Source organism: Shewanella sp. SM74, assembly GCF_025653725.1.
In the GTDB taxonomy this organism is placed as follows: domain Bacteria; phylum Pseudomonadota; class Gammaproteobacteria; order Enterobacterales; family Shewanellaceae; genus Shewanella; species Shewanella oncorhynchi.
The window spans coordinates 1-26258 of sequence record NZ_JAKKRZ010000004.1 but is presented as its reverse complement, the minus strand read 5'-3'; the positions used below and the strand labels follow the sequence as shown (position 1 = coordinate 26258).

The 26258-nt window shown below is 45.0% G+C and carries 21 protein-coding genes and 3 pseudogenes; 11 read left to right on the top strand and 13 right to left on the bottom strand.

The window, feature by feature from the left end:
- Positions 1-190: 190 nt before the first annotated feature.
- From L5M49_RS05895 to tkt, 3 genes are all read right to left on the bottom strand, one after another.
- A complete protein-coding gene (locus L5M49_RS05895; protein ID WP_168824858.1) occupies positions 191-1366 on the bottom strand; it encodes a phosphoglycerate kinase in 1176 nt (391 codons plus the stop codon).
- Between the two features lie 135 nt (positions 1367-1501).
- Positions 1502-2518, bottom strand: coding sequence for an erythrose-4-phosphate dehydrogenase (epd, locus tag L5M49_RS05890; protein WP_105250098.1), 1017 nt, complete (start codon positions 2516-2518; stop codon positions 1502-1504).
- 116 nt (positions 2519-2634) lie between these two features.
- The gene (gene tkt / locus L5M49_RS05885; RefSeq protein WP_028761630.1) at positions 2635-4629 is read right to left on the bottom strand and encodes a transketolase; all 1995 of its coding nucleotides are present in this window, start codon (positions 4627-4629) and stop codon (positions 2635-2637) included.
- Between the two features lie 445 nt (positions 4630-5074).
- Here tkt and metK point away from each other — a divergent pair, with 445 nt between their 5' ends.
- The 3 genes and pseudogenes from metK to L5M49_RS05870 form a co-directional block, all read left to right on the top strand.
- The gene (gene metK, locus L5M49_RS05880; protein ID WP_263265631.1) at positions 5075-6226 is read left to right on the top strand and encodes a methionine adenosyltransferase; all 1152 of its coding nucleotides are present in this window, start codon (positions 5075-5077) and stop codon (positions 6224-6226) included.
- Positions 6227-6368: 142 nt separating this feature from the next.
- Complete coding sequence (locus L5M49_RS05875) at positions 6369-6854, top strand: hypothetical protein (protein WP_263265630.1); 486 nt, start codon at positions 6369-6371, stop codon at positions 6852-6854.
- A gap of 77 nt (positions 6855-6931) precedes the next feature.
- Positions 6932-7257, top strand: a pseudogene (locus L5M49_RS05870) (transposase); the annotation flags it as partial.
- Between the two features lie 144 nt (positions 7258-7401).
- On the opposite strand, the gene L5M49_RS05865 reads toward L5M49_RS05870, so the two are convergent.
- Positions 7402-9816, bottom strand: a complete 2415-nt coding sequence (locus tag L5M49_RS05865; RefSeq protein ID WP_263236677.1) for a TonB-dependent receptor domain-containing protein — start codon at positions 9814-9816, stop codon at positions 7402-7404.
- A 159-nt stretch (positions 9817-9975) separates the two neighbouring features.
- Here L5M49_RS05865 and L5M49_RS05860 point away from each other — a divergent pair, with 159 nt between their 5' ends.
- Entirely contained in the window at positions 9976-10380 is a 405-nt protein-coding gene (locus tag L5M49_RS05860) for a GNAT family N-acetyltransferase (RefSeq protein ID WP_263265629.1), read from the top strand.
- Between the two features lie 32 nt (positions 10381-10412).
- On the opposite strand, the gene L5M49_RS05855 is transcribed toward L5M49_RS05860, so the two are convergent.
- Entirely contained in the window at positions 10413-10763 is a 351-nt protein-coding gene (locus tag L5M49_RS05855) for a hypothetical protein (RefSeq protein WP_263163798.1), read from the bottom strand.
- A 61-nt stretch (positions 10764-10824) separates the two neighbouring features.
- Positions 10825-11367: a GNAT family N-acetyltransferase gene (locus L5M49_RS05850; protein ID WP_263265628.1), complete on the bottom strand. Its 543-nt coding sequence runs from the start codon at positions 11365-11367 to the stop codon at positions 10825-10827.
- A gap of 168 nt (positions 11368-11535) precedes the next feature.
- Between L5M49_RS05850 and L5M49_RS05845 the strand changes: the two genes are divergently transcribed.
- A complete protein-coding gene (locus L5M49_RS05845; protein WP_168824842.1) occupies positions 11536-12552 on the top strand; it encodes a GGDEF domain-containing protein in 1017 nt (338 codons plus the stop codon).
- A gap of 36 nt (positions 12553-12588) precedes the next feature.
- Here the strand turns inward: L5M49_RS05845 and L5M49_RS05840 are convergent, their stop codons facing one another.
- A complete protein-coding gene (locus L5M49_RS05840) occupies positions 12589-12819 on the bottom strand; it encodes a hypothetical protein (RefSeq protein ID WP_028759411.1) in 231 nt (76 codons plus the stop codon).
- Positions 12820-12890: 71 nt separating this feature from the next.
- Between L5M49_RS05840 and L5M49_RS05835 the strand changes: the two genes are divergently transcribed.
- Positions 12891-13307, top strand: coding sequence for an META domain-containing protein (locus tag L5M49_RS05835; RefSeq protein WP_113939802.1), 417 nt, complete (start codon positions 12891-12893; stop codon positions 13305-13307).
- A gap of 72 nt (positions 13308-13379) precedes the next feature.
- Here L5M49_RS05835 and L5M49_RS05830 read toward each other — a convergent pair whose 3' ends face one another.
- Positions 13380-14714, bottom strand: coding sequence for a dicarboxylate/amino acid:cation symporter (locus L5M49_RS05830; RefSeq protein ID WP_263265627.1), 1335 nt, complete (start codon positions 14712-14714; stop codon positions 13380-13382).
- Positions 14715-14923: 209 nt separating this feature from the next.
- On the bottom strand, positions 14924-15220 hold the full coding sequence (locus L5M49_RS05825) for a hypothetical protein (RefSeq protein WP_113939800.1): 297 nt from the start codon (positions 15218-15220) through the stop codon (positions 14924-14926).
- A gap of 213 nt (positions 15221-15433) precedes the next feature.
- On the opposite strand from L5M49_RS05825, the gene L5M49_RS05820 reads away from it, so the two are divergent.
- Positions 15434-15877, top strand: coding sequence for a GNAT family N-acetyltransferase (locus L5M49_RS05820; protein WP_028761639.1), 444 nt, complete (start codon positions 15434-15436; stop codon positions 15875-15877).
- Positions 15878-15986: 109 nt separating this feature from the next.
- Here L5M49_RS05820 and L5M49_RS05815 read toward each other — a convergent pair whose 3' ends face one another.
- Together L5M49_RS05815 and L5M49_RS05810 are read right to left on the bottom strand one after the other, a co-directional pair.
- Positions 15987-17282: an aromatic amino acid transport family protein gene (locus L5M49_RS05815; protein ID WP_028761640.1), complete on the bottom strand. Its 1296-nt coding sequence runs from the start codon at positions 17280-17282 to the stop codon at positions 15987-15989.
- Between the two features lie 451 nt (positions 17283-17733).
- A complete protein-coding gene (locus L5M49_RS05810) occupies positions 17734-20298 on the bottom strand; it encodes an acylase (RefSeq protein WP_263265626.1) in 2565 nt (854 codons plus the stop codon).
- A gap of 258 nt (positions 20299-20556) precedes the next feature.
- Between L5M49_RS05810 and yjjX the strand changes: the two genes are divergently transcribed.
- The 4 genes from yjjX to L5M49_RS05790 all read left to right on the top strand — a co-directional run bounded on the left by yjjX (position 20557) and on the right by L5M49_RS05790 (position 25453).
- Complete coding sequence (yjjX, locus tag L5M49_RS05805; RefSeq protein ID WP_263265625.1) at positions 20557-21117, top strand: inosine/xanthosine triphosphatase; 561 nt, start codon at positions 20557-20559, stop codon at positions 21115-21117.
- A gap of 4 nt (positions 21118-21121) precedes the next feature.
- Positions 21122-22171, top strand: a complete 1050-nt coding sequence (locus L5M49_RS05800; protein WP_263265624.1) for a bifunctional helix-turn-helix transcriptional regulator/GNAT family N-acetyltransferase — start codon at positions 21122-21124, stop codon at positions 22169-22171.
- 238 nt (positions 22172-22409) lie between these two features.
- Complete coding sequence (locus L5M49_RS05795) at positions 22410-24872, top strand: ankyrin repeat domain-containing protein (RefSeq protein WP_263265623.1); 2463 nt, start codon at positions 22410-22412, stop codon at positions 24870-24872.
- 161 nt (positions 24873-25033) lie between these two features.
- A complete protein-coding gene (locus tag L5M49_RS05790) occupies positions 25034-25453 on the top strand; it encodes a hypothetical protein (protein WP_263265622.1) in 420 nt (139 codons plus the stop codon).
- A 140-nt stretch (positions 25454-25593) separates the two neighbouring features.
- Here the strand turns inward: L5M49_RS05790 and L5M49_RS05785 are convergent.
- A pseudogene (locus L5M49_RS05785) lies at positions 25594-26013 on the bottom strand (serine hydrolase); the annotation flags it as partial.
- 7 nt (positions 26014-26020) lie between these two features.
- Positions 26021-26258, bottom strand: a pseudogene (locus L5M49_RS05780) (IS4 family transposase); the annotation flags it as partial.

The following is a 26258-nucleotide window of genomic DNA, read 5'->3' as shown; positions in this document are numbered from 1 at the left end:
ACCGAGGTCGCTATCGTTTGGATGGATTTTTATACCCGCATTCAACTCTGTACCTTAATTAAACAACTTAAATTAAGTACCTTAGATGAATACGGGCGGTTTTTTTATAATTTTTTACTTTTTATCAAAGCTTTGATGTTATCAGAGCTTATCGCAGCGTCTTATGCGCCGCGTTTTTAAAACTTAATGATTAAGCGCCGCGCTTTTCTAACATAGCCACAGCGGGTAATTCTTTACCTTCGAGAAACTCGAGGAAAGCACCGCCGCCAGTCGAAATGTAAGACACTTTATCGGCAATACCGTACTTATCGACTGCCGCTAAAGTGTCGCCACCGCCTGCGATAGAAAAGGCTTTTGAATCAGCAATCGCTTGGGCGATACGCTTAGTACCTTCACCGAATTGGTCGAATTCGAACACGCCCACAGGGCCGTTCCACACGATAGTGCCAGCAGATTCGATGATTTTAGCCAGTGCTTCAGCGCTATCTGGACCAATATCGAAAATCATTTCACCATCAGCGACTTCGCTAACCGATTTTAACGTTGCCGCTGCTGTTGGGCTAAACTCGCCCGCAACGACCACATCGGTCGGCACAGGAATATCGGCGCCACGGCTCTTAGCATTAGCCACTAAACGCTTAGCTTCGTCGATCAAATCCGCTTCATACAGCGATTTACCGACATTGTAGCCCGCCGCCGCAATGAAAGTATTGGCAATACCGCCGCCAACCACTAACTGATCGACTATGCCTGAAAGACTTTCTAGCACGGTCAGCTTAGTCGACACTTTAGAGCCACCGACAATCGCCACCATAGGACGCGCAGGATTATCTAATGCCTTGCCTAAGGCATCTAATTCTTGTGCCAGTAATGGACCGGCACAGGCGATTGGGGCAAACATGCCCACGCCATGGGTCGATGCTTGGGCACGATGTGCTGTACCGAAGGCGTCCATCACATAGACATCACACAGCGCCGCCATTTTTTTCGATAAGGCTTCGTTGTTCTTGCCTTCACCCACGTTGAAACGCACGTTTTCGAACACAACCACTTCACCCACGGCAACGTCAACGCCATCTAAATAGTCGGTCGCTAAACGCACAGGACAAGACAGGGCTTTTGCCAAATAATCGACCACAGGTTGCATAGAATATTCAGCATTGTATTCACCTTCGGTCGGACGACCTAAATGCGACATCACCATCACAGCCGCACCTTTTTCAAGGGCCAACTCGATAGTCGGTAGAGAGGCGCGCAGACGTGCGTCACTGGTGACGACGCCGTTGCTGACAGGGACATTGAGATCTTCGCGGATAAGCACGCGCTTACCTTGTAGATCCAGATCTGACATATTGATAATTGCCATGGTAACGCTTCCTTTTATAATCAAAAAACAAACTGTTTCACACTATAGCCGGTATGAATTGACTGCCGCTCGGCGCTCGACATCCCGTCGAATTGGCATAAATTCAGTAACCCACAAGTGAATAATCTACTTTTATCAGCCTCGCTTGGCCGCGATCATCGCCAAACTCGTATCTAACATACGATTGGCAAAACCCCACTCGTTATCGCACCACAGGAGTAACTTCACCAACTGACCGGCGCTCACGCGGGTCTGGGTACCATCGACAATACTGGAGCGCGGATCATGGTTGAAATCACATGAGACTAAGGGCTCATCAGTATAGCCTAAGATGCCGTTAAATCGCCCATTGGCGGCTGATTCCAGCACCTGATTGACTGTGGCAATATCGACGGTTTTTTCTAAGGTCACGGACAAATCGATGGCGGTCACGTTAATGGTGGGCACGCGCACCGAAATCGCTTCAAACTTATTTTTCATGTGCGGCAAGATCCGCTCAATGCCGCGGGCAAGCTTAGTGTCTACTGGGATAATCGATTGGCCCGCGGCGCGGGTACGACGCAAATCATCATGATAAGCATCAATCACTTGCTGATCGTTCATTGCCGAATGGATAGTAGTAATGGCACCGCTTTTAACGCCGAAGTGGCGATCGAGTACGTCGATCACAGGCACGATACAGTTTGTGGTGCAAGAAGCGTTGGAAACCACAGTGTGTTCGGCGCGGAGTAAATCGTGGTTCACCCCATAGACAATCGTGCCATCGACATCGGCTGAGGATGGATGACTTATCAGCACTTGTTTAGCGCCAGCATGAATATGGGCTTCGCAGCTTTGACGATCGACTAATACGCCTGTGGCTTCATAGACAATATCTATGTCCATCTCGTGCCAAGGGAGTTTTGCCGGATCAGGCTCGTGGAGGATTTTTATCGCATCGTCGCCAATCAGCATATGATCATCAACAAGCTTCACTTTGTGCGCAAACCGACCGTGGGTGGTGTCGTACTGGGTCAGATGAATAATGGCTTCAGGTTTAGCTAATTCATTAATCGCGACAATCTGCATTTGCTGCCGTTTTCCAGACTCATATAAAGCTCGGAGAATAGAGCGGCCGATACGGCCATAACCATTGATAGCGACTCGGATCATTGAGGTCTCAATTTCCTCTTAATACAAAAACGGCCTGCAAACGATTGCAGGCCGCATTATACAGATTAACACTTAAAAAGTTTAACCTTTTGTATTGAATCTAATCCCTTGAGCCATTAGCCCAATGATTTTGCAGCATTCAGCACATTTTCAACGGTGAAACCGAAGTGATTCAATAGCACGTTACCCGGTGCAGACTCACCAAATGTGGTCATGCCCACAACTGTGCCTTCAAACCCGACGTACTTGTACCAGAAATCGGTATGCGCCGCTTCGATAGCCACACGTTTAGTCACAGCACGTGGTAATACAGATTCTTTATACGCGGCATCTTGCTTATCGAACTCAGTTGTCGATGGCATAGAGACGACGCGAACGTGTTTACCTTGCTCAGTCAGTGCAGCAGCTGCATCCATTGCCAATTGTACTTCGCTACCAGTTGCGATCAGGATCAGTTCTGGTGTACCCGCACAGTCTTGCAGTACATAAGCACCTTTAGCCACATTAGCTAATTGCTCAGCGGTACGCGCTTGCGCTTTCAGGTTTTGACGGCTGAAGATCAGTGACGTAGGTGCATTACGGCGCTCAATCGCAGCTTTCCAAGAAACTGCCGTTTCTGCCGCATCACATGGACGCCATACGGCCATATTTGGCGTCATACGCAGGTTAGCTAATTGCTCAACTGGCTGATGCGTTGGACCATCTTCACCTTGACCGATAGAGTCATGGGTATAAACGAAGATGTTTTGAATGCCCATCAGCGCCGACATACGTACTGCGTTACGAGCATATTCCATGAACATCATGAACGTTGCGCCGTAATTGATGAAACCACCATGCAGCGAAGCACCGTTCATAATGCCACTCATGCCGAATTCACGCACGCCGTAGTAAATGTAGTTACCAGCTGGGTCGTCTTGAATACCTTTAGAACCTGACCACAGTGTCAAGTTAGAACCCGCTAAGTCAGCAGAGCCGCCTAACAGTTCAGGCAACATAGCGCCAAATGCACCAATAGCATTTTGTGAGGCTTTACGGCTCGCAATGCCTTCGGCTTTGTCTTGTGATGCTTGTACGAATGCCTGCGCTTTTTCTTCGAAATCAGCCGGTAATTCACCTTTTAGAACGCGACGCTCATATTCAGCAGCCAGTTCTGGGTGAGCAGCGCGATATGCTGCAAACTTCTCGTTCCACGCCGCTTCACGGGCAGCACCGGCTTCTTTGGCATCCCAACCGGCATAAACATCAGCAGGGATTTCGAATGGCGCATGTGGCCAGCCAAGGAATTCACGGGCGGCTGCGATTTCTGCATCGCCTAGTGGCGCGCCGTGACAATCGTGGCTGCCAGATTTGTTGGGTGAACCAAAACCGATAATGGTTTTGCAGCAAATCATTGTTGGTTTATCGGTAACGGCTTTAGCCGCTTCGATAGCAGCACGGATTGCCGCGCTATCGTGACCGTCGACACCGGCAATCACATGCCAGCCGTAAGCTTCAAAACGTTTTGGCGTATCATCGGTGAACCAGCCTTCAACATGGCCATCGATAGAAATACCGTTATCATCCCAAAATGCGACCAGTTTACCTAAGCCTAAAGTACCGGCTAATGAACAGGCTTCGTGGGAAATACCTTCCATCAAACAGCCATCGCCGAGGAAACAGTAAGTGTAGTGATCAACGATATCGTGACCATCACGGTTAAACTGTGCCGCTAAGGTTTTCTCAGCAATCGCCATACCGACAGCGTTGCTGATGCCCGCACCGAGTGGACCCGTTGTGGTTTCAACACCTGGGGTGTAACCGTATTCTGGGTGACCCGGGGTTTTAGAATGCAATTGACGGAACTGTTTTAGCTCTTCAATTGGTAATTCATAACCAGTCAGGTGAAGTAAAGAGTAAATCAGCATTGAACCGTGACCGTTAGAGAGGATAAAACGATCTCTATCTACCCATTTCGGATTGTTCGGGTTGTGCTTAAGGAAATCATTCCACAGCACTTCAGCAATATCTGCCATACCCATTGGGGCGCCGGGATGGCCTGAATTTGCTTTTTGAACTGCATCCATACTTAACGCACGGATTGCGTTTGCGAGTACTTTACGGGAAGACATGCTCTCTCCTGCTTGTTTGTGGGGTCTAGCGGGCAATTTGGATGCATATTTTCCCCTACATGCCAGTGTGACGCAAACTAAAATTGCCATTCACTCAGCAAAAGATGGGCGAATATGTACCCAAACAACCTGAAGATGCAGGATTCAGGTTGCTTGAGTATATAAGTCGCAGAAATAAGCAAGTCACTTTGCTCGCGTTTACTTGAGAGGGCATAGCAAGGATCACTTATAATGGAGAAATAAATTTCTCAAAAATATAGTAAACTTAATACTATGAAATATAAGCAAAATAACCTATTTATGACAGAGCGTAGTCGTTTTCAGGTCACAATCTGAGAGGATTTTTTATTATCGGGGGTGATCGGCAATCGGATTTAAACTAAAATAGCCGTCTAGATGTAGATGCTTCTACACGTTTGAATGCTAACGACGAGATTTTCCTACTATGGCAAAGCACTTGTTTACTTCTGAGTCGGTCTCAGAAGGTCATCCCGATAAGATTGCAGATCAGATTTCTGATGCTGTGCTAGATGCAATTCTGGCTCAAGATCCAAAAGCACGCGTAGCGTGTGAAACTTATGTCAAAACCGGCATGGTATTAGTAGGTGGTGAAGTCACTACCTCTGCCTGGGTTGATATTGAAGAAATCACCCGTAAAACGGTGCGTGAAATTGGTTATACCCATTCAGATATGGGGTTTGATGCAGACTCGTGCGCTGTATTAAACGCCATTGGTAAGCAATCACCCGACATTAATCAAGGTGTAGACCGCGCAGACCCTGCAGAGCAAGGTGCTGGCGATCAAGGGTTAATGTTTGGCTATGCTAACAACGAAACCGACATTCTGATGCCTGCACCTATCACCTATGCTCACGCATTAGTGAAACGTCAGTCTGAAGTGCGTAAAAATGGCACGCTACCTTGGTTACGCCCAGATGCGAAAAGCCAAGTCACTTTTGCCTATGATGATGGCAAAATTGTCGGTATCGATGCAGTTGTGTTATCGACTCAGCACAGAGATGACGTTTCACAAGCCGACTTAATTGAAGGCGTGATGGAAACCATCATTAAGCCAGTATTACCGGCTCAATGGTTAAACAAAGAGACTAAGTTCTTTATCAACCCAACTGGCCGTTTTGTTATCGGTGGTCCAGTAGGTGATTGCGGCTTAACGGGTCGTAAGATCATCGTTGACACTTACGGCGGCATGGCCCGTCATGGTGGTGGCGCATTCTCTGGTAAAGATCCATCAAAAGTGGACCGTAGCGCGGCATATGCTGCCCGTTATGTGGCAAAAAACATAGTTGCAGCTGGTCTTGCTGATCGCTGTGAAATCCAAGTGTCTTACGCTATTGGTGTGGCAGAGCCGACCTCTATCAGCATCGAGACCTTCGGTACCGGTAAAGTGTCTGAAGAAGTGCTGATCAAGTTAGTACGTCAACACTTTGAACTGCGCCCATACGGTTTAACGGCCATGCTAGATTTAGCACGTCCAATTTATCAAGCGACCGCCGCTTATGGCCACTTTGGTCGCAGCGAATTCCCATGGGAAGCGACTGATAAAGCCGAAATATTGCGCGCTGACGCGGGTCTATAGTCTTAATTCATTTCAATTTTTACACTTAAGACCCATGAAAAACCGCTACCCAGCGGTTTTTTTATGTCTGACATTTAGTTAGATTACAAATATGGCAAAATAAAAGCAGCATATACACAGACCATTAGAGTGCACAGACCCCATGACCGATAACGCCATCTTATTACAGCAACTTCAATCTTGTACATGGGCAGCCAACGTAGGTCTGCCAGAGGAAACAGCAAAGACATACGGCACATTAGAGGAGATCGCCGCTTTTCTTGAATCCGATCCTGAAGCCTTTTTTGAAACACCTTACGAAATCCAATATGAAAGCCTGTGTGTAACTGATCATGACTTGGCAAATTCGTTAAAAACAAAGGCAGTAGTAAATGATGTGCATGCTTGGATTTCTGACAGCGAAGTCGATGAAATTTCTAAGTCAGCTTACCTCTCCACTTGGAAAATTATTCCCGTTGCAGAAATATGCGCGCTGACATCCGATGACGCTGATACGCTCGCAACACTGCTCCTAGCTGACGTTAAACTTTCAGCCTTTACGAGTGAACGCCTATCTTGGTATCTCTGTGGAAGAATCCCCTTTGGTTATATTGGTACTTACCCAAACGGGCAATGGCTGATTCTTTAGGCTTATACGCTAGCACCTTTGATTTTTCTGACTTCATCTAGGGTCTATTGAGCTTTCGAGGATAATTTTTAGACAGCATGCCAATACTGATGCTAACCAATGCACGCTGGGAAACACTATTTCCTTTAATGAAAAGCACAGGCCGTGTTTATGATAAACCTGAACATAGACAAACATTCGAAGGCATTCTTTACCGCCTTCTAGCAGGCCCCCCTTAGCAAGATTTACCCAAAGAGTTGGACCATTGGAGTACGGTCTTTAGACGGTTTTATTTATGATCTAAAAAGACATTCAGGCCTATTTACTCAAAGCTTTAGTGAAAATGGCCGACACGGAATGGGTCTTTATTGATGGCTCGATAGTGCGGACTCACCAGCACAGTGCAGGTGCACTGAGTAATGAGTAATGAGTAATGAGTAATGAGTAATGAGTAATGAGAGTTACCCTATTGTTTAATTGATAGTGGATACCTTTATCAAACGGGTAACTCTCAGTTTTATCTATCGCCCATGAATATCAAATAATGGCTAATGCACAGGGTATTCGTTTAGAAACGTACATTCATACCAACCCAGAAGTTACGGGCCTTATCTTTGTTATTAAAATCATCAACGTAAGATGCTGTGTATCCGTTTTGGCCATTGTCGTCAGAGACACAAGTGGTGCTAGTGTCACTACATTCGGTGAAGACAATATCGTATGTAGTAAAATCTTTATCAAACAAGTTATTTACTCGCATGTTGAAGGTGACAAACTCACTCGCCTGATAAGAACCACCAAGATGGAACACGTTATAACCCTTATAGTAAAGTGCAGCATCATTAATGATATCCCAAGAGCGATAACGTTTAGCACGGTATTCTGAGGTCAAGAATACGTTAAATGAGTCGGTCAACTCCCATTTTAATGTCGCGTTTGCCATATGCTTGGCACTGTTGCCGAGTGGACGGCCTTGCTCTGCACCGCTTTTCTGCTCGCTATCTGTGTAGGTATAATTAGCATTTAACGTTAAGGCATCTAGAATTTCCCAACGTCCCGCGAGCTCAGCACCTTGAATAGTAACTTTATCTATGTTGACTGTTTTGCTACTGACTGCATAACCTAAATCAGCATATTCACCCGCATCGGAACATTCTATGCTCGTACCTTTACCACAGGGTTGTGAAGCAATCTTATCGTCAAAGTCATTTTTAAAGATAGTGGCGTTAAAATTATGGCCATCTGGATGAGACCAATACAGGGCGACTTCGCTGGACACACTGGTTTCAGCTTCGAGATCTGGGTTACCAAATTGCGGTGAGGTTCCTTGGCCACCAAAGCCAACGACACCATCATACAATTGTGTGGTTTTAGGTGTTTTAAAGCCTGTGCTCACCCCACCCTTTACAGTCCACTCATTATTAATGGTGTAAACACCGTATAGACGTGGGCTGAGTTGGTTGCCAAATATTTCATGATCATCATGACGTAAACCCGCAGTAACAGATAAATCAGAAGTCATGCTCCATGTATCTTCAGCAAAAACAGACCACATATTATGTTCTTGTACTGCGCCCGGCGTACCTTCTTCCATACCAAATACACCGTCTTTCAACTCACCACGAATCACCTGCGCACCCGTCACTGCGACATGATTTCCTGCAGCTTCAAATGGAATATCGAGTTTCATATCAAGCGTATATTGATTACTTGCCATTTCGCGTTTAGGTCTAGGCAGGAAAGTGGATTCAGCAATCGCTTTACGTTCGGCTTCAGTCATGCCGGTGTAATCCCCTTTACCATCAATCATCTGCAGTAGTAATACTCGTTCAGCAGTGGTAAATGGCAGTGTGCGGCCATTATTTTGTGTGTCTACATAGGATAGTGACACAAAGCTTGTACCAAAATCCCAAGCACCTTCATGGGTTAATGCCCAAGCATCACGGGTAAATTTTTGAGTCTCGCTGTAACCCGCTCGCGGATTTGATCGTCTTGCCCATTCACCACCGCTGGCTAGACAAGCAGCCTCACGGGAACCTACGCCGCCTTTGCAGAAGTTACTGGCAATCCAGAGACTATCGATATTATCAACAGTACCAAGCGGATACTCTCGTTCACCGTTATCATTGATCAGTGGTGTATTATCATAATCTTGAGATGAGGAATCTAAATCAAACCAAATTTTGTGATGTTCATTTAGTGTCCAACTTAAACTCCCACCTAACATATGATTTTCGTTATCGACGGTTTTACCGCCACCACCAAAACCGAGTGAACGAGTGCGTACTTCTCCATTGGGATAATCTACTGGTGCATACTCTGGTGTAGACCCCATTCGATCATAAATACTGCCATGAATCGATAACCCAAGAACGCCTTTAATGAGGGGACCCATCACGCTGAAATCGGTAGTGATATCTTCACCATAGGCATCATTGGTTTGATGAGTTCGGCTGTGAGTGATAGAGCCAGACCATTCGTCGCCCACTTTTTTAGTGATGATGTTCACCACACCACCTAGAGCATCTGCACCGTATAACGTTGATGCTGGCCCACGAATAACTTCAATTCGATCAATAGCATCAAGTGGTGGTACATGACCAAATTGATTGCCACCAAAACTGTTTGGATAAATATCACCATGGTTATTCTGACGCTTACCATCGACAAGGATTAAGGTATAGTCAGATCCCATACCGCGTAGACTGATGGTACCTTGCCCTGTTTTATCACGGGTTTCACCAATATCAACCCCTTCCAAGTCACGCACTGCATCTAGGAGAGTGGTATAAGGTTTTATCATCAAATCTTCTTGGGTGATAACAGAAATACTGGCAGGTGCATCAACCAATTTCTGTTCATATCCAGAGGCAGTAACAACCATAACTTCCATTTTTCTGTCGGGAGCCTCTTCGGCTTGGACAAAATTACCCGCAAATACAGCGGTAATGGCAACTGCCAAGCAAGTTTGACGAAATAACATAAACCTCTCCTGTTTAGTAAACTTAGTTTACAAATGTAACCTATAAATGATTTCGCGAATGATAATGATTAACATTAGTGAGATCAATCAAAAGTTGAATGCAACAGACATAACATTTACGTTTTGTAAAGTAATCACATTCAAGAAAGAGTTTTTGACATGAAATTTGAAGTTATGAGTGAAGAAAATACCGCGATTGTGGATGCGCTGGTAGACGGCGTTCGGCAATATAATGCTGGGCTCTTAGGACCAGAGAAATCAGTACCTTTGACTGTCATTGCACGTGATGAAGCTGGCAAGTTGATTGGTGGTGTGGGTGGCCGAACTATCTATAAAAACTTCTTAATCAATGTTGTCTGGGTTGATGACCAAACCAAAGGCACAGGGCTTGGGCGTAAACTGATGGCGCTTGCTGAAGCAGAGGCGAAACAACGGGGTTGCTTGGTAGCTCAAGTGGATACCTTATCGATTCAAGCCCCTGTATTTTATGAAAAACAAGGGTTTGAGATCATAGGCACAGTCACCACTACCCCTCAGCGCATCTTTCTGATGAAGAAGTATTGATCAAAAAGGTGGTTGAGGCAGAATAAGCGCACTTAGCAATGGTCGAAATGGGCGTTTTGCATGCACAGTAGACCAATCTGCTCTTGGGATAAAATAGCGCATTCTAACGCGCTCTTGGAGTTTACACGGCTAAGTTCCTTATCGGTCAGTCGCGTAATCACCGTCGAATAGGCATTGATTCGGCCACAATCGAGCCAAATATCTCCCACTTGTACCCAATAATGTTGCAATGCACCTAAGTCAGATAAAAACTCGACTTCAAATCCCCTCGCCTCATACTCATGGTGAGCGCATTCTGATAAGACTAACCTCAAGCTGTCCCAAGCCGATAAATTGACCTTGGCATAAGTCGTTAATAATGACTCAACAAATTGCACACGCATGTATTTATCTCCGTTATTGATATCAGTAGAGATTTAACCCTTAATTCTTATCGTTGAACAACTAAGCTTGGGTCTTTGCCGCCATTAAATAATAATCTCTTGCCGAAACGGTGAAAAAATCCACAACCTGCATGTGCGCTTTACCCGAGTGAGCGGCAAAGGAACGTTCATTATCTTCGGCAATAAAGGTCAACATATAGCTAAAATGCGGAGCAAGTTGGCGACGAATTTCACAGACTAATGCCTCGAAAATCCCTTGCCCACGGTAGGCTTGCTGCACCCATATCGGCCCGTATTGGCAAGAATTGACCTTAGTTAATTTAGGTCCATCCCAATCGAGTTGCCCTAAACGATTCAACAAAGTGCGGTAAATGGGCCAATGTTCGAAAAATCCCCAGCGGCCGGCAATCACATAACCGACGATCTGCTGCTCAACCTGCGCCACCACGACCCAATGGTGCAACACTAATTCGCTCAGTTCACCGTGGGAAAAAGCTTGCCCTTGTAACCCTATACTGGCGGAAGCTAATTCATCATTAAGATGTTTTTTCTCTAGCATCGCTAATAAATCAACATCTTGAGGTAAGGCTAGTCTAATTTTCACAGTGTTCTCACAGCATTATTTCGGCTTTGGGCCCAATTTAAGGCCGTCAGTATACTCGGTTGGGTTAATAGGCACAGCAAGAACGAGGCAATATTTAGGGCTTTGATTTGCTAAATATCCTTTTATTTCCCAAACTTAATGGATATTTAGCCATAGCTAGGCGTTTGTATGTTGCCAGAAACCATTAATCCCAACTTGAGTTTACTTGATACCGATAATCAACAAGTGAATCTCACACGCTGGATGCACCAATGTGAGCTCATCAAAAGCTATTACAACGCCAACACGGTTTTCATATTCCAAAAAATCAGTGCAGGGTTTGAGATCATCGTCAGTTCAATCACTGAAACACCACAATTTACCGCGGGCACTTTATATCCACCAGCACTCGAACTCTTCAAACAGATACAAAACAGCCAACCTGATGGTTTATATCAAAACCTCGGCAGCTTTATGTTAGAAGATTTACCAAGGGATTTTGATGGTATTCAGCATATTCTCTCACGTCCTATCGCTTGGCCGGATGGTAGCCAATTTGGTGCCCTGTGTGTACTCAACCCGCATATAACAGAGCCACTAGTCAATGCCGCTATGCTCGAACCATTTCAGATTTTACTGCAACAGGAATTATCCCTTCTGTGTCAGAACCATAGAATTGAATCCCTTTCGATGCGCGATCAAGAAACGGGCATGCTCAACCATTACGGCTTCTTGATGATGGCGCCAAGACAGCTCAATTTAGGCCGCCGCTTTGGCGCCCATGCAGGTATCATCTTCTTTGAATTACTGAGCACGGATAACACTCCAATACCACTCGAAAATAATCACCACAGACTGTTAGGCAAGTTAATCCAAGATACGATAAGAACCGCTGACGTTGCCGCCCATTACAACAGCACTCAATTTGTGGTACTGGCCTTTGTGGATGGTGAACGGGATGTTCTACATATTATGAAGCGAGTAGAAAAGCAGCTAGAACAACAAAACCATCAGCTAAAACTCGATGTGAGCTACAGTTTTTTTACCCCAGAATCCAGCGCCAAACTTGCACCTATGATGGAACTCGCACGGGGTAAACTCGATTCAATGCGCCCACCTGTACCACAAGCCGCAGACACGCCAGTAGAACCCGCCATTGACTCAAGCTTGTACGATAATCCCGCCGCAGATTCGGCAGAGCTTTGATTTAATGAAATTTAAGCTTAATTAGGCAGTACAAAATTACTTGGAATGCTCATCTTGGCGCTTCGCCCATTGTATAAACAGCACCACAGGATAGGGCGACATTAAGACCAACCCTAAACCAATCAGACTTGAGATCAATAACATGCCGCTTATCTCTAGACTCCATTGCGTCAACATATAAAACCCAAGTCCACAAACTAGCATCAATACACCTAACCAATGTAAAAACTTCAACAAATTCAGAGTGCTTTTAAATGAGCCTGTCATATAAACCCCTTTAGATCTTACGAAAAACTTGTCACACTATGGCCATAATCATGGAAAAAGGAACCGCAACGATGTTAAAACAAACATTCATCTTAGGTGCACTACTCTTAGGCATCACCGCCTGCCAAAGTGCCGATATAGCCCCAAATGATACCATTCCATTAGAAGGCCGCTGGCACATTGAAATGGTCCAAGGCCAACCGACTATCGATTACAGCCCAGCGCAAATCACCTTTGAGGCCGAAGGTAAATTACATGGCAACAACAGCTGCAATAACTTTTTCGGTCAATATACTCAGCAAGGCGAAGAGCTTAAGCTATCTCCTGCCGGTAGCACAATGAAAGCCTGTGTGGATGCCCTAATGCAGCAAGAGCACAAAGTGATGCAAGCTATGCCATTAGTTACCAAAGCAAAATTAGTGCAAGGCCGACTTACCTTACTTAACAGCGACGACAAGCCAGTGTTAGTGTTAAGCCAAATGAAGTAACCATAAAACTTGTCAGCATAAAAAAACCGCCAATGGCGGTTTTTTAGTTAACGAACCAGCAATAAAAAGTCCCTATGCTTTGACACTCTTAGCCGCTGCAATTTCGAGGGCGATATTCTGTTCGGCTATTACGGCGCTTTGATCTATGTCGGCATTATAATGCGCCATATCCAACTCATCTTCAGACTTTGCAATGACAGTCGTCGCCACTAAGTCACCGGAGACGTTTACCACAGTACGCACCATATCTAAAATACGGTCAATTCCCGCAATCAATGCCACCCCTTCTAAGGGAAGCCCTACGGTTGTGAGTACTAAAGTCAACATCACTAAACCCGCACCGGGCACACCCGCAGTACCAATAGAGGCCAACGTCGCCGTTAAAATAATGGTGAGATAATCAACTAAAGTCAGGTCGATACCAAACGCCTGTGCCACAAACAGCACTGTGACCCCTTGGTATAATGCTGTGCCATCCATATTGATTGTGGTGCCTAGCGGTAATACGAAGCTAGAGATCTTCTTATGAACCCCCAAATTTTCACTCGCACACTTCATACTCACAGGGAGCGTGCCTGCAGAGCTCGACGTGGTAAACGCCACTAACATGGCATTGCTAATCCCTTTAAAAAACTGCAGCGGGCTTAACTTCGCAAATCCGCGCAGTAACAAACTATAGAATCCAATCACATGAATAATACAGCCAAGGTACACAGCAATAATGACTTTGATCAGTGGCCAGAGCATATCAATCCCATACTCCCCCGCTACCCAAGCCATTAGACCAAATACACCGTAGGGTGCGAGCTTCATCACCATGTCGGCCATTTTATACATGGCCTCAGCTAAACTTTCGAACACTTTAATTGCAGGTTTTCCATGCTCGCCAATCAGCACTAAGGCGATACCTAAAACAATCGCAAATACTATAACTTGCAAAATTTGCCCGCTTGCTAAAGCCGCAATAGGGTTCGTCGGTACTATGTCGATCAAAGTATCGACTAAAGAAGGTATTTCTTTGGCAGTTTGAGCCGCGCCATCTGCCAATGACAAACCTAAACCAGCACCGGGTTGAAGAACATAACCGACAATTAAACCGATAGTGATCGCGATAGCCGTGGTAAAGAGATAAAACGCAAAAGATTTAAAACCAATACGCCCCATCTTGTTCGTATCTTGCATCGAAGTGACGCCTACAATCAGTGAGCAAAACACCAATGGCACAATCAACATCTTAATGGAATTAACAAACAAGGTGCCTATCGGTTTTAAGTGAGTCGCTTGCTCGCCGAAGATGATGCCCACTAAAATACCTAGCACCATACCGATAACAATTTGCAGCCACAGCGGCACTGACATCCAGCGAGACCAAACACGGCCTAATGCTGACGACTTTTGTTTTGTCATATTGATAACCTTGAATTCGAAACTATGATGGGGCAAAGACCAAAACTAGCGCGCTAGTTTCTCAGTCTAAATGGGGCAATCGCCGAGTCTAGCAGAGGGGTTTTAATCGAGGGATGATCTGGGTCACGTTGAGCTAAACCGCCTTAAAATCAGTAATATTAACCAAACCAACTTTGTTAAATTGGCCGCTGAGATGTTAGTTTTCCTGCTTAAGCATCAAAATATTCTGTGACTTTTTTTGGTGCTATTTGCTGACGATAAAGCGACGCAGGCGGTTGCTCACGCTCAATCAAATAACTCCAATAATCGTCATCAAAACCACTGAAAATAAAGTCGGACTTACCGTTAGCTTTTAAGACCAACCACCACCAAACTAAACCCCATAAACCGAAGCTCAACAGCGTTAAAATAAAATGCAGACGATGATTTATCTGTTCATCAGCAGCAATATCATAGACGGGTAAAATCTTAAGTTTATAGCGGCGAGTAGACTTAATAAATCCCATCATTAACTCACTTAGTTCAGCGAAAGGACACTAGAGACAAGCCTAGCAGATAAGACTTTAGTCGTACAAATATCCACAGCAATAAATAATATCAGTGCCTAACCTGCCACTGCCAAACTCGTTATCCCTCGTCGTTCCATGCTAAAGTGAATCACAAAATGTTGTTTACTAAACAAGAGCGGTATTGCCAAATAACCGCCTAGGAGTTGTAGTATGTTGATTCGTAAAGCTAAGGCTCAAGACCTGATCGCCTTAGTGCAGTTTAATCAGGCCATGGCCCAAGAAACCGAAGGCCTAGCCTTAGATGAAGCGACACTGACTCGAGGTGTGGGCACGCTACTTGAGAGCCCGCAAAAAGGGTTTTACCTGGTCGCTGAAATCGCAGGTGAGCTAGTCGGCTCGCTCATGGTGACATTTGAATGGAGCGATTGGCGTGCGAAGGATTATTACTGGATCCAGAGTGTGTATATTCGCCCGCAAAATCGTCGCCAAGGCATCTATGCCAAACTCTACAGCGAAGTCAAACAACTGGCCGAAGCCAATGGTGGTGCCGCCAGCTTCCGTTTATATGTCGAGCAAGAAAACCTCGCCGCACAGCAGACCTATCAAGCGTTAGGGATGAAGCAGAGTTACTACTTAATGTACGAAGAAAAATAAGCGATTCAAATCTTATACGTAATAAAAAAGGATCGGGCCAATGGCACGATCCTTTTCTTTTTACGACTCACGATTCACATTCAAACCGCGTTCCTACTAAGATTAAAACTTAACGAAAGAAGCCAAACAGAATAGCCGTCATTGCCAATAAACCCGCTATAACCACGAAGATATTGCTGATGCGACCACGGTGCGCTTTTAATGCTGGCACTTTGTATACAGCATACATAGGCATCAAGTACAGGATAGCCGCGATAATTGGGCCACCTAAAGCTTCAATCATATTCAAAATACTTGGGTTTTTGATTGCCACGGCCCAAATCGTCACAAACATAAACACCAGAATAAATTTGTTGATTTTTTGCTCTGAAATGCCTTTTTTATTCGTGTCTAACTGCTTAACAATAATCCCCTTCATGCCTTCTGTCGCGCCCATGTAATGGCCAAAGAAAGAAGACACAATCGCGATAAAGGCGATTAATGGACCAAAGTAGCTCACAAAACCACTTGAATGCACGTTGGCGAGATAAGACAAAATCGGTAGATTCTGAGCTTTCGCTTCGGCCAATTGTGCTGGCGATAATGACAACACACAAGAGAACACAAACAACATCACAAAGCCCACTAACATCATGGAAGTATTACGTAAAATAACATCAGCTTTGCGAGAAGCATTCGCGCCATGGTCACGTTTCAATGACACAGAAAACTGTGAAATCGCTGGAGAATGGTTAAAGGCAAACACTAAAACTGGAATCGTTAACCAAACTGTGCCTAAAAATGCACCCGCTTCTGGTACAACGAGTAAAGCATCCATTTTCCATTCAGGGATCAGGTAGATAGACATAAAGGCCAAAATACCCACCAGCGGATACACCAGCAATTGTGTCACTTTGAGCATGAATTTCTCACCTGCGACCATTACAGCCATCATACCGAGGATCAATACACCCGATAGAATGAAGCGTGGTGGCGATGCCATGCCTAACTGATTGACGATAAAGCTATCAACAGTGTTGGTAATACCCACACCGTAAATTAATACAATCGGGTAGATAGCAAAGAAATACAGTACGGTAATGGCTTTACCCGCGCCAACACCAAAATGCTCTTCAACTACTTGAGTAATGTCGCTACCAGGAATGCTTGATGAACAAACAAAACGAGATAAACCACGGTGGGCAAGATAGGTCATAGGACCAATGATCACTGCCATTAACACAAGAGGCCAAAAGCCGCCCATGCCCGCATTGATAGGTAAAAATAAAATTCCAGCGCCAACGGCAGTGCCGAACAAACTCAACATCCAAGTCGTGTCTTGGCGAGTCCAAGGTAAGTGTTTCGTTGAATCTAGATTCTGTGTGCTTTGAGGTGTTCCAAGAACACTGGTCGCATCTTTTTGCATATAAAAGTTACCTTACGGTGTGACTAGCATAATAAATTCGCGCTAAGGATAACCAAAAAAAGCCCATAAAAGTTGATCTGACACGGCTTTATGTAAGGGAATTTCATAATAAACTGATATTGAGATCTAGATCGCTGATTTAATGTAATAAGTTTTCAATACAGCATCAAAACATATACATAAAAAGCCACTTAAAAACACAAGGTATTCACCTCAAGCCAAATCCAGTGACATTGCATAAGCGCCGAGAAAAACAGCTAACCGGGCATGCGTCGCAAAAATCAACAAAACGAGACTAGTCGCCGCATACTCACACCTAAGGTAGATCGAGATCACAGTCGTTAATGTTAAATTTTTACAAATCGCTATCAGTCGCAAACACGCATAAAAAACGGCTCATCCAGATTCAACTCCGAAGTGAGCCGCTAACGATTAAAGCGCAAAATCTGACTTATGGTTTTTGTAGTGTCAGCTCAGTCGTCGACACTACAGCAGGGGCTATGTCAGCCTCTTTGAACAACAAAGGACGGAAGCTTTTAGCACTCGAGTACAAGATACTTTGATCAGCAAACGCAGGTATTAAGATATTACTCGACTCAGAGTAAGTTAAAATCCCCCGCGCCACAGGCCCCTCATCGGTAAAGTTCACCGCCATCATCCAACTCGACCCGTAACGCACTTGGTATCCTTTCGCCGTTAAGCCAGAACTCATCGCCTTGCCTGTGACTACATCCATCACAGCAGCGTATTTGTGCTGCGGGATCAAAGTGTCATCACCCGACAAACTGGTTGAAAACACGTTGAATCCACCTTCAGCATTATGGCTACCCGGCCAAGGTAAACGCGACCCACTTGGCGTTCCATCTGGCAGAGATTTCTCCACAAATTGCACATCCCCTAATGGCGCATCTAAGGCAAAGCCTGCGGCCTCAAGGTTAAGCGCACTGTGCGCCAAGGCCTTTAAGGCACTGCCATCCGTAGTCAAGGTTTTAGGTGTCGTTGCCGCATTAGCGGGATCGAATCCTTGGGTCAACATGGTTGTTTGGCTGAATAGATGGGCAAATTCACGTAGTAAAGCACCACCTTTACTGTCGTTATCTTGCTTACCGTTCCACGCCTTTAAAGCCGCACAAGCCGAAGAGATATCCTTAGATAAACTCGCCGACACCACCACAGGTGTACTGCCTTGGGCATCACACTGGGCAATCAAGTCAGGCAGCACTAACTCGGCGAGATAACTGCGATTCGACAGCACAGCCGCTTCGAGTTCTTCCAAGCTGAACTTGCCATCAGCCCCCGCGGCATCCTGCATTAAACTCAAGCCCATCCGTGTCCGCAGTGATAGCTGTCCAGCCTCTGCGCCGTACATAGGCGAGAAGTAAGTCAGCGGTTCATTCAAGTTAGTCGACCAAAAGGAGTCATTGGAGTTTTGCACAAAGTCGCTGCGCTCAAGCTTGGGCGCACGCTCATAGGGCGTAGGACCATCGAAGCTAAACAACGAAGTGTTACCGGGTAAAATCGTAAATCCGGCTTTTGCCTTAGCCGCTTTAATATCCGGTGAGGTTTTTAACAACACAACTGCCGATTCAGATAATCCTGGCACAGTTGAGTCGTCGATATAAAAAGCATTGCCCTCTTTATCGGCGTACATAGTGTTATTGAAGATGACACCATCGTAGTCCTTAAATGCCTGTTGGAACTCTTCTTTGTTCGTCGCCATGTTCATGGCTAACCAATGGTCAACAGGGTCCATAGTCCCCATATTGGCATCTTGGATCATAAAGGCACTGCCATCATCCCAACCAAAAGGCGCTAAAGCAGGAGGAGCTTCGACCATAGGGCCTTTGGCCGTAGTATAAATATCTTTCTCGGCGACCAGCATGCCCGCAGGACCTGCATTCACTAGAACCGATACTGTCTCTTTGGTGATCGGCATAGGTTTACCATCAAACAAATACTGCATCCGATCACCCGAGACTAACTCAAGGTTATACATCACAAAATGCTCAGCGGTAGAGAAGGTATGAGTCCAAGCGAGATCTTTATTGAAACCAATATTAATCGGTCCAGGCATACCCACTAACGAGCCGCCCATCATATCTAAATGCCCTGGGATCGTAATATGGGATTGCCAAAAACGCAGGTTACCCGTATGCGGGAAATGCGGATTACCTAGCACCATGCCCTTACCATTTTCGGTTTTATCCTTGCCTAAACCCCAACCATTTGAACCTAAATCGCGGGGATTGGTTTCTGGTGTCGTGATACGAGCCGCGCGGGCAATCAACTTAGACTGCATATCGGCCACAAACGCAGTTTGGTCTCGGCTAGGCGCGGGCCCAACGATACGCGGCATGTATTCCTGTGCATCTCCTGGGTTAGCGTAAAAAATCAGATCGAGAAAGTTAGCTGCGCCCGGTAATAAGGCGATAGAAAACAAATAAGTCACCACATCTTCTGGCACTATGGGTTTCACCCAAGGCTGACCGCCACAGAAAGGTTCTGCCGTTTGTGTGCCCGCTTCGACATCAGCAAGATATTGGTTATAACCAGAGGTAAAACCTTGGATAAGTGCCCGAGAGTTTTCACTAAATTTCGGCCATTTTTCTTCGGCTTGCGCTCTGATCTTTAACGCTTTATAGGCAAAATCTGAGATAAGGTTACCGTTATCTTCCGCCGTAGGTTGACCCGTAGTGAAGTCAATCGACGCATGGGGACCAAAGTACATAGAACGCTGTGAGTTCGCCTTGATAAAACCATCGGCTAATACACATAAGTTGTCCTGTGCCTGCGCATAACCACTACCAAAACCTAAACTTTCTAAGTTGTCTGCTTGGATATGCGGCACGCCAAAGGTAGTACGGCGAATACTGGCTTTGAGTAAACCATTGGGGGCAAAAGCTTGCAGTTGAGTTTCAGGTTCGGTAGGCGTAGTGCTATCTTCGCTATCGTTACAGCCGGTCAGTATTACACCGCAGGCCATTCCCATAGCAATCACGAGTTTGTTGAATTTCATTATTATTATCTCTTGGTTTGGGTTCCTTCAATGACATAGCCTTACTGCCTATTCCAGCCCAAATTACTGAAGGAGCAATAGTTGCATGTCGCTTCCTAGTCCCTAAGGCTGGCTATTGCCTCCCCTACTGTTGGCTTTTTTACTGAGCTTCGCCGACGACTGTGGCAGAATAGAAAACCCAAACGCTTAGACACCTCAGACCATTTAAGCAATGATTCAAACGAGCGTCCACATTAAAATCCAAAATAAATAACTTATATGCAACAAAACATTGTTAAGATAAAAGTGGGTTCTAAAAACCCGGTAAAAATCAACGCGGCAACTAACGCCATGGCACAGCTGTTCCCAGAGAGCATCATAGAAGCCAGCGGTATGGATGCCCCTTCTGGTGTTGCAGCGCAGCCAATGACAGATCTCGACACTCGCCAAGGGGCGATCAATCGGGTGCGCTATTGTCAACAGCAGGACCCGCAAGAGACTAAAGCCGACTACTATTTTGCGATGGAAGGCGGTGTCGATTGTTTCGACTTTGGCCCAGCCACATTCGCCTATATCGCGATTGGCCATAAAGACCAGCTTGCCATTGGCCGCAGTGCGATTTTACCTTTACCAATGCAAGTTTATCGGGCATTAGAAGCGGGAGAAGAACTCGGGGATGTCATGGATAGGTTGTTCAATACAATCAATATTAAGCAAAAAGGCGGTGCCATAGGTTTACTCACCCACGGCCATGCGACCCGTGAAAGTAATTACACCCAAGCGATTATTCTCGCCATGGCGCCATTATTGAATCCTGATATTTACACAGTAGATTGTTAGTAATATGTTGCAAGAGGAATTAAAGCCCGCTAACTTAGTTGTGACATGCAACCAAACTTATTCGACTATGGCTCAAACAGACGCACCATTGGCTCAAGATCCCGCGAAGCCTGTGACTCAAACTAAGCAAACGACTGAGTCAGGCTCATCCGCCCAACTCAGGCATTTGTCTCGCTATCTGGTGAGAAATTTAGGCATGCTCAACGCCGCCTTTGGGGATTTACCCCTTTCGCCCGTGCAAGCCCATGCCCTGTTTGAGATAGGCAAGCAGCCCCTGACCATCAAAGAGCTTGCAAGCAAACTCAGCATAGATAAGTCCAATGCGAGCCGCGCTATCAAACATTTGATCGATAAACATCTTGCCCAGAGTCAGGTGCACCCACGGGACAGTCGCTGCTTAGTTGTGCAACTGACACCTGCGGGTAAGAAGTTACTCGTTAAATTGGATACTCAGCAGAATCAATTATTCCAAGGGATCTTAGCCCAACTGACTCCATTGCAAACTTCACAAATCGAAGAGGCCCTTGTGTTATATAATCAAGCCGTACATAACGCCAAGCAGCAAAGTGGTTGCCACATTCGCCAAGCCACAGCCCAAGATGATGCCGCAATTGCCAAAGTCATCCGCGATGTTTCGGCCGAATACGGCTTAACCGCGGATAAAGGCTATAGCGTGGCGGACCCGACCTTAGATTGCCTAAGCCAGATTTACTCCCAAGCGGGCGCCAACTATTGGATTATTGAATTAGAGGGCCGCATTTTAGGCGGCGCCGGTATTGCGCCTTTAGCTAACAATGATGGCGTCTGCGAACTGCAAAAAATGTACTTTATGCCAGAAATCCGCGGCAAAGGACTCGCAAAACGCGTAGCGTTAATGGCACTCGATTTCGCCCGCGAAACGGGTTATCAAAGCTGCTATTTAGAAACCACCGCTGTACTAAATGAAGCCGTAAAACTCTATGAGAAATTAGGCTTTGTACATCTGTCGGCTCCCCTAGGGAACACAGGCCACGACGCCTGCGAAATGCCGATGCAGCTAGATCTTAATCAATAGGATATGAAGCAGAATTCCAATCAAAGTAACAATGCCAAACAGCCATGATTAAACTTGTTTGGCATTATCAATTTGTATCAGCAAATGTTATTCAGCAAGATGATTTTAATTATCAGTCTTAGGGCATAGTTTTTCTTAACTTAAATGCATTAAAATATGGCAATTTACCTCACTCAATTTTTAATAAATTGAAAGGTGTTTGATACCATTTTGTTAACGGCATTAAATAGGGAACATTATGCTCAGTTGGATTTTTAGTGATAAGAAACTCACACTTCGGGAAATATGCCTAGATAACACGCTTTCGACCTCGGCTAAAATAAAGAAAGTTGATCAATTTCTTGCCGATAGTGGAGATCTCAACTTTATTGATCTCAATGTTTCGCCCTGCAATATATTAGTTCCACTATCTTGCAGTCCTCAGTCCGATTTAGTGCTTATAAAATACTTGCTCAGCAAAGGTGCTAAAATCGAATGTAATGGTTTCAGTGCCTTGCATTCGGCTATTGAATATAACAACTCAGAACTCGTTACCCTATACCTAGACTCTAGTGCCAATCTTTACTTTCAAAATCAATATAGTAATTGCTGGCTCAACTATCTATTTCATCCTAATCCGCAATATATCTATCAAGACCATCAACGTAGAGACATGATCGACCTTCTACTTGCAGCTAACTTAGATATCAATAAACCAGTGAGCTTTTGGACTAATGGTGAATTAAATCACCCACTAGAAATATTATATGATGAACGCAATAAAGATCTGTTCCTGCATATCATTAATAAAGATATTCCATTAGACATTGGCAAATTAAGCCTAATTGAAAACATTATTTCTTCGAGCGAATTTTGGGGAGTAGAAACATTTTCTCCCTTAGTTAAACGCTTCCCTGCATTTAAAAAGTCACGCTATATTATGGCCAACGATAGCAGCTTCTGGGATGATGCTAATTTACTCGAACTATGCGTTTACGCTAAAGCGCAAGACTACACTGAATACCTGTTAGACCATTATCCGCAGCTCAAAGCCGACTCCCACGCTAAAAGTTTGGTCTATGCGGCATTGACCTCAGAATTTGACCTTAGGATTATCGAAAAACTGATTAAGGCCACCGTCGATATCAATCGCATCTATAGGATGACACCGCCTGATGCCGACCATTCACCCTTGCTCAACCAATATATTAATAATGCCCAATTTACCGATCCGAATAAACGGAGTTACATCTACCAAGCCCTTGAACTGTTGCTCAAATATGGCGCTAATCCAAATGCCGAATTTGTGAATACGGGTAAATCCTATGAGATGTTAGTCTGGTCGAATTTACGACTATTGGTTTATCCAATGGTCGAAAAGAAAACCTTTCTGCCCGAGTTTTTCGATCTGTTCCTGCAATATGGTATGGATATCAATAAAAAATTTGGGGCGGTGGATGAACCAACCTTACTCACTATCTGCCAGCGTGGTTCAGGGAAAGAAGATCAAGCAACGCTTATCCAAGTGATGGAATATCTGCTCACCAAGGGGCTGGATTTAAGCCTCACCAATATCTACAACACTAACTATGTGTCCGCGGCGGCCATCTCCTGTCGAATCCAACTACTTGAATGGCTCATTCACCAAGGCGGGGATATTTTTACCCATTGTGGCCACGATAATTCGCCCATTCTACACAAGGCGATTTCGACCTACTGGTGGGATGAAATTACCGGCCCTATGCGGCGAAAAACCGTAGAACTATTACTGCGCCATGGAGCAAAGTTAGAAGAATTCTCAGTAGATGAGCAATTTACGCCACTGATGTGCGCCTGTTACTACGGCGCACAGTCCTGCGTAGAGGCGCTACTCGAACATGGCGCCAACCCCAATGTGCTCAATGGTGAAGACACCACTCCTGCCCTTTGCGCTGTGATAGGCGGCAGTTCAATCGAGTTCCCCCGCTTTGAATCAACAGCTGTGCGGATCTTAAGACTTTTGCAGCAATATGGCGCCGACTTAACCGTGACCAATAGCTTAGGCAATAGCCCGCTAATAGCGGCTATTGAGCAAGAATATAAAGAGATTTTCGAAGCGCTGCTGCAGATAGCCTCCTACAGTGAAACTCAGCTTGAGCAAGCACTCAGCAAAGCCCTGCCGCAAAGCTATTTCCAGCGCCGCCTGCTACAAACACTGGGGCGCGAGATACCGCCAGCGCCCACAACCATAGCCCACAATCACGCAATACCAGCAACAGCTTCGAGCAATGCCGAGCCTATGACGGCCAATCCGCAAGCATCTGAGGTGAATGTGACACCTGCCCCCGTCAAGCAAACCAAATTAGAGGTGAGTAATGCGGCGGCAAATCGAGATCAAATCCCAACGCTATTCGATCTCAAAACCAAAGTGCAGAGTTTTTTTAAACTGATCGCCACCGATCCCACGATCACAGTTGAGCAACTCAATTCGGTGAGAGTCCTTATTGATCAATTGATAGAAAAGCTCGACAACTTTAGCTTTTTCCGCAATCAAGCGACAAAGGCCGAATTTGAGGAAGGTGTTCAGGAATATATCGATGAAACCGTCGAAGAAATTAACAGAATTATCGAGGATGATTATCCAGCGCTTACCGAAGCCTTAGTCGATTCAGTTTGGACTATTTTGCAGTACTTTAGGGTTGATATTGATATCGAGACCGCACTTAGAAAGCGCTTTTGGTAACTGTAAGTCACAGATTAACGTCTCTTTGTTAGGGACGTTAATCATTAAAATAGAGTTTGAATTCTCTGTTAGCTAACAAACTTACACCCTTAACTAAAGAAAATGGCTCTTTAAAAGACACCAGTGCCGATAAAATCTATTCAATGAGGAGATTCAACCATATGAAACATCAAGTACTATTTGGTATAAAGTCAACAAGTAAAGATGAAAAAACAATTCATAATAAACTCAAAGAATTTCTAGTATTAATAGATAGAAAAACATCTACAGCTAAGAACCCTACTATGCTTGAGAGTTTTTTACCATTCAGGATAAAACATTACCATTGGAATCTAAATAAAGAGACAGGCACATTCATTAAATTATTTCCCAATGTAGATCTTGATGCAAATACTTTCGCACCATCAAAACCAGAATGCAGCTGGTTATTGAGTATCATTTTCCACAAAGATTTTCCTGGATACGAAAGAATTAAATCCGAAGATTATATAATTAGCTTGTTAGACTCATTGAACTATGAATATGAAATGATATATGAAACAGATAGTCGTGATTCAATTAAATATGGCGACATTAAGTAGTAAAAGACTATATTTATTCCCTTAACGCGGGAGATAGTAGCCATTATCTCCCGCAGAAACTATATCTTAGAAATCTTTTAAGTACTAAAGTACCATGCTTAATATCAGCATAAGGGCACTTATGTCAGTAGTCAGTTTACTCAAATCACTGGTGCAAGTGATGTTTTAACAAGCAGTAACTGGCTACGAATGATTTGACGTATCTGATTATGCAGTTCAAATACTCGAGCGCGATCATTAAGATTTAGCGATAGATTTTCCAGCATCACCAGATCCAAATTGAATTCAGGATAATGCAGTGTCATCGACATATAGCCAGATAAATAGCCCGTATGACTGTATTCGATGAGACCATCGTCCTTATTGATCCTCACCCCATAGCCATAGCGCATATTCGGCCATAAGAATTGGATCTCGGTATACGCCGTTGTCATCCGTTGATAACTCTTTGCACTCATCAACTTGCCAGAATGTAATAGATGCTGAAAGGCGGCATAAGCTGGCGCTGAAGCAATTAATCCCCCTGCGGGCAACAAAGCTTCATCAAGCACTAAGTCTGTCTCTTGATCAGATCTTGATCCCCTGCGCCATCAGATCCTTGGCGGCAAGAAAGCCATCCAGTTTACTTTGCAGGGCTTCCCAACCTTCCCAGAGGGCGCCCCAGCTGGCAATTCCGGTTCGCTTGCTGTCCATAAAACCGCCCAGTCTGGCTATCGCCATGTAAGCCCACTGCAAGCTACCTGCTTTCTCTTTGCGCTTGCGTTTTCCCTTGTCCAGATAGCCCAGTAGCTGACATTCATCCTGA

Bases quoted from the DNA above. Each gene is read 5' to 3' on its own strand.
- L5M49_RS05815 (WP_028761640.1), bottom strand. From the start codon at position 17,282: ATGCAAAAAGATGCGACCAGTGTTCTTGGAACACCTCAAAGCACACAG.
- L5M49_RS05855 (WP_263163798.1), bottom strand. From the start codon at position 10,763: ATGCGTGTGCAATTTGTTGAGTCATTATTAACGACTTATGCCAAGGTC.
- L5M49_RS05875 (WP_263265630.1), top strand. From the start codon at position 6,369: ATGACCGATAACGCCATCTTATTACAGCAACTTCAATCTTGTACATGG.
- L5M49_RS05800 (WP_263265624.1), top strand. From the start codon at position 21,122: ATGTTGCAAGAGGAATTAAAGCCCGCTAACTTAGTTGTGACATGCAAC.
- L5M49_RS05845 (WP_168824842.1), top strand. From the start codon at position 11,536: ATGTTGCCAGAAACCATTAATCCCAACTTGAGTTTACTTGATACCGAT.
- L5M49_RS05810 (WP_263265626.1), bottom strand. From the start codon at position 20,298: ATGAAATTCAACAAACTCGTGATTGCTATGGGAATGGCCTGCGGTGTA.
- L5M49_RS05835 (WP_113939802.1), top strand. From the start codon at position 12,891: ATGTTAAAACAAACATTCATCTTAGGTGCACTACTCTTAGGCATCACC.
- L5M49_RS05895 (WP_168824858.1), bottom strand. From the start codon at position 1,366: ATGGCAATTATCAATATGTCAGATCTGGATCTACAAGGTAAGCGCGTG.
- L5M49_RS05790 (WP_263265622.1), top strand. From the start codon at position 25,034: ATGAAACATCAAGTACTATTTGGTATAAAGTCAACAAGTAAAGATGAA.
- tkt (WP_028761630.1), bottom strand. From the start codon at position 4,629: ATGTCTTCCCGTAAAGTACTCGCAAACGCAATCCGTGCGTTAAGTATG.
- L5M49_RS05830 (WP_263265627.1), bottom strand. From the start codon at position 14,714: ATGACAAAACAAAAGTCGTCAGCATTAGGCCGTGTTTGGTCTCGCTGG.
- L5M49_RS05860 (WP_263265629.1), top strand. From the start codon at position 9,976: ATGAAATTTGAAGTTATGAGTGAAGAAAATACCGCGATTGTGGATGCG.
- L5M49_RS05825 (WP_113939800.1), bottom strand. From the start codon at position 15,220: ATGGGATTTATTAAGTCTACTCGCCGCTATAAACTTAAGATTTTACCC.
- L5M49_RS05820 (WP_028761639.1), top strand. From the start codon at position 15,434: ATGTTGATTCGTAAAGCTAAGGCTCAAGACCTGATCGCCTTAGTGCAG.
- epd (WP_105250098.1), bottom strand. From the start codon at position 2,518: ATGATCCGAGTCGCTATCAATGGTTATGGCCGTATCGGCCGCTCTATT.
- L5M49_RS05865 (WP_263236677.1), bottom strand. From the start codon at position 9,816: ATGTTATTTCGTCAAACTTGCTTGGCAGTTGCCATTACCGCTGTATTT.
- metK (WP_263265631.1), top strand. From the start codon at position 5,075: ATGGCAAAGCACTTGTTTACTTCTGAGTCGGTCTCAGAAGGTCATCCC.
- yjjX (WP_263265625.1), top strand. From the start codon at position 20,557: ATGCAACAAAACATTGTTAAGATAAAAGTGGGTTCTAAAAACCCGGTA.
- L5M49_RS05795 (WP_263265623.1), top strand. From the start codon at position 22,410: ATGCTCAGTTGGATTTTTAGTGATAAGAAACTCACACTTCGGGAAATA.
- L5M49_RS05840 (WP_028759411.1), bottom strand. From the start codon at position 12,819: ATGACAGGCTCATTTAAAAGCACTCTGAATTTGTTGAAGTTTTTACAT.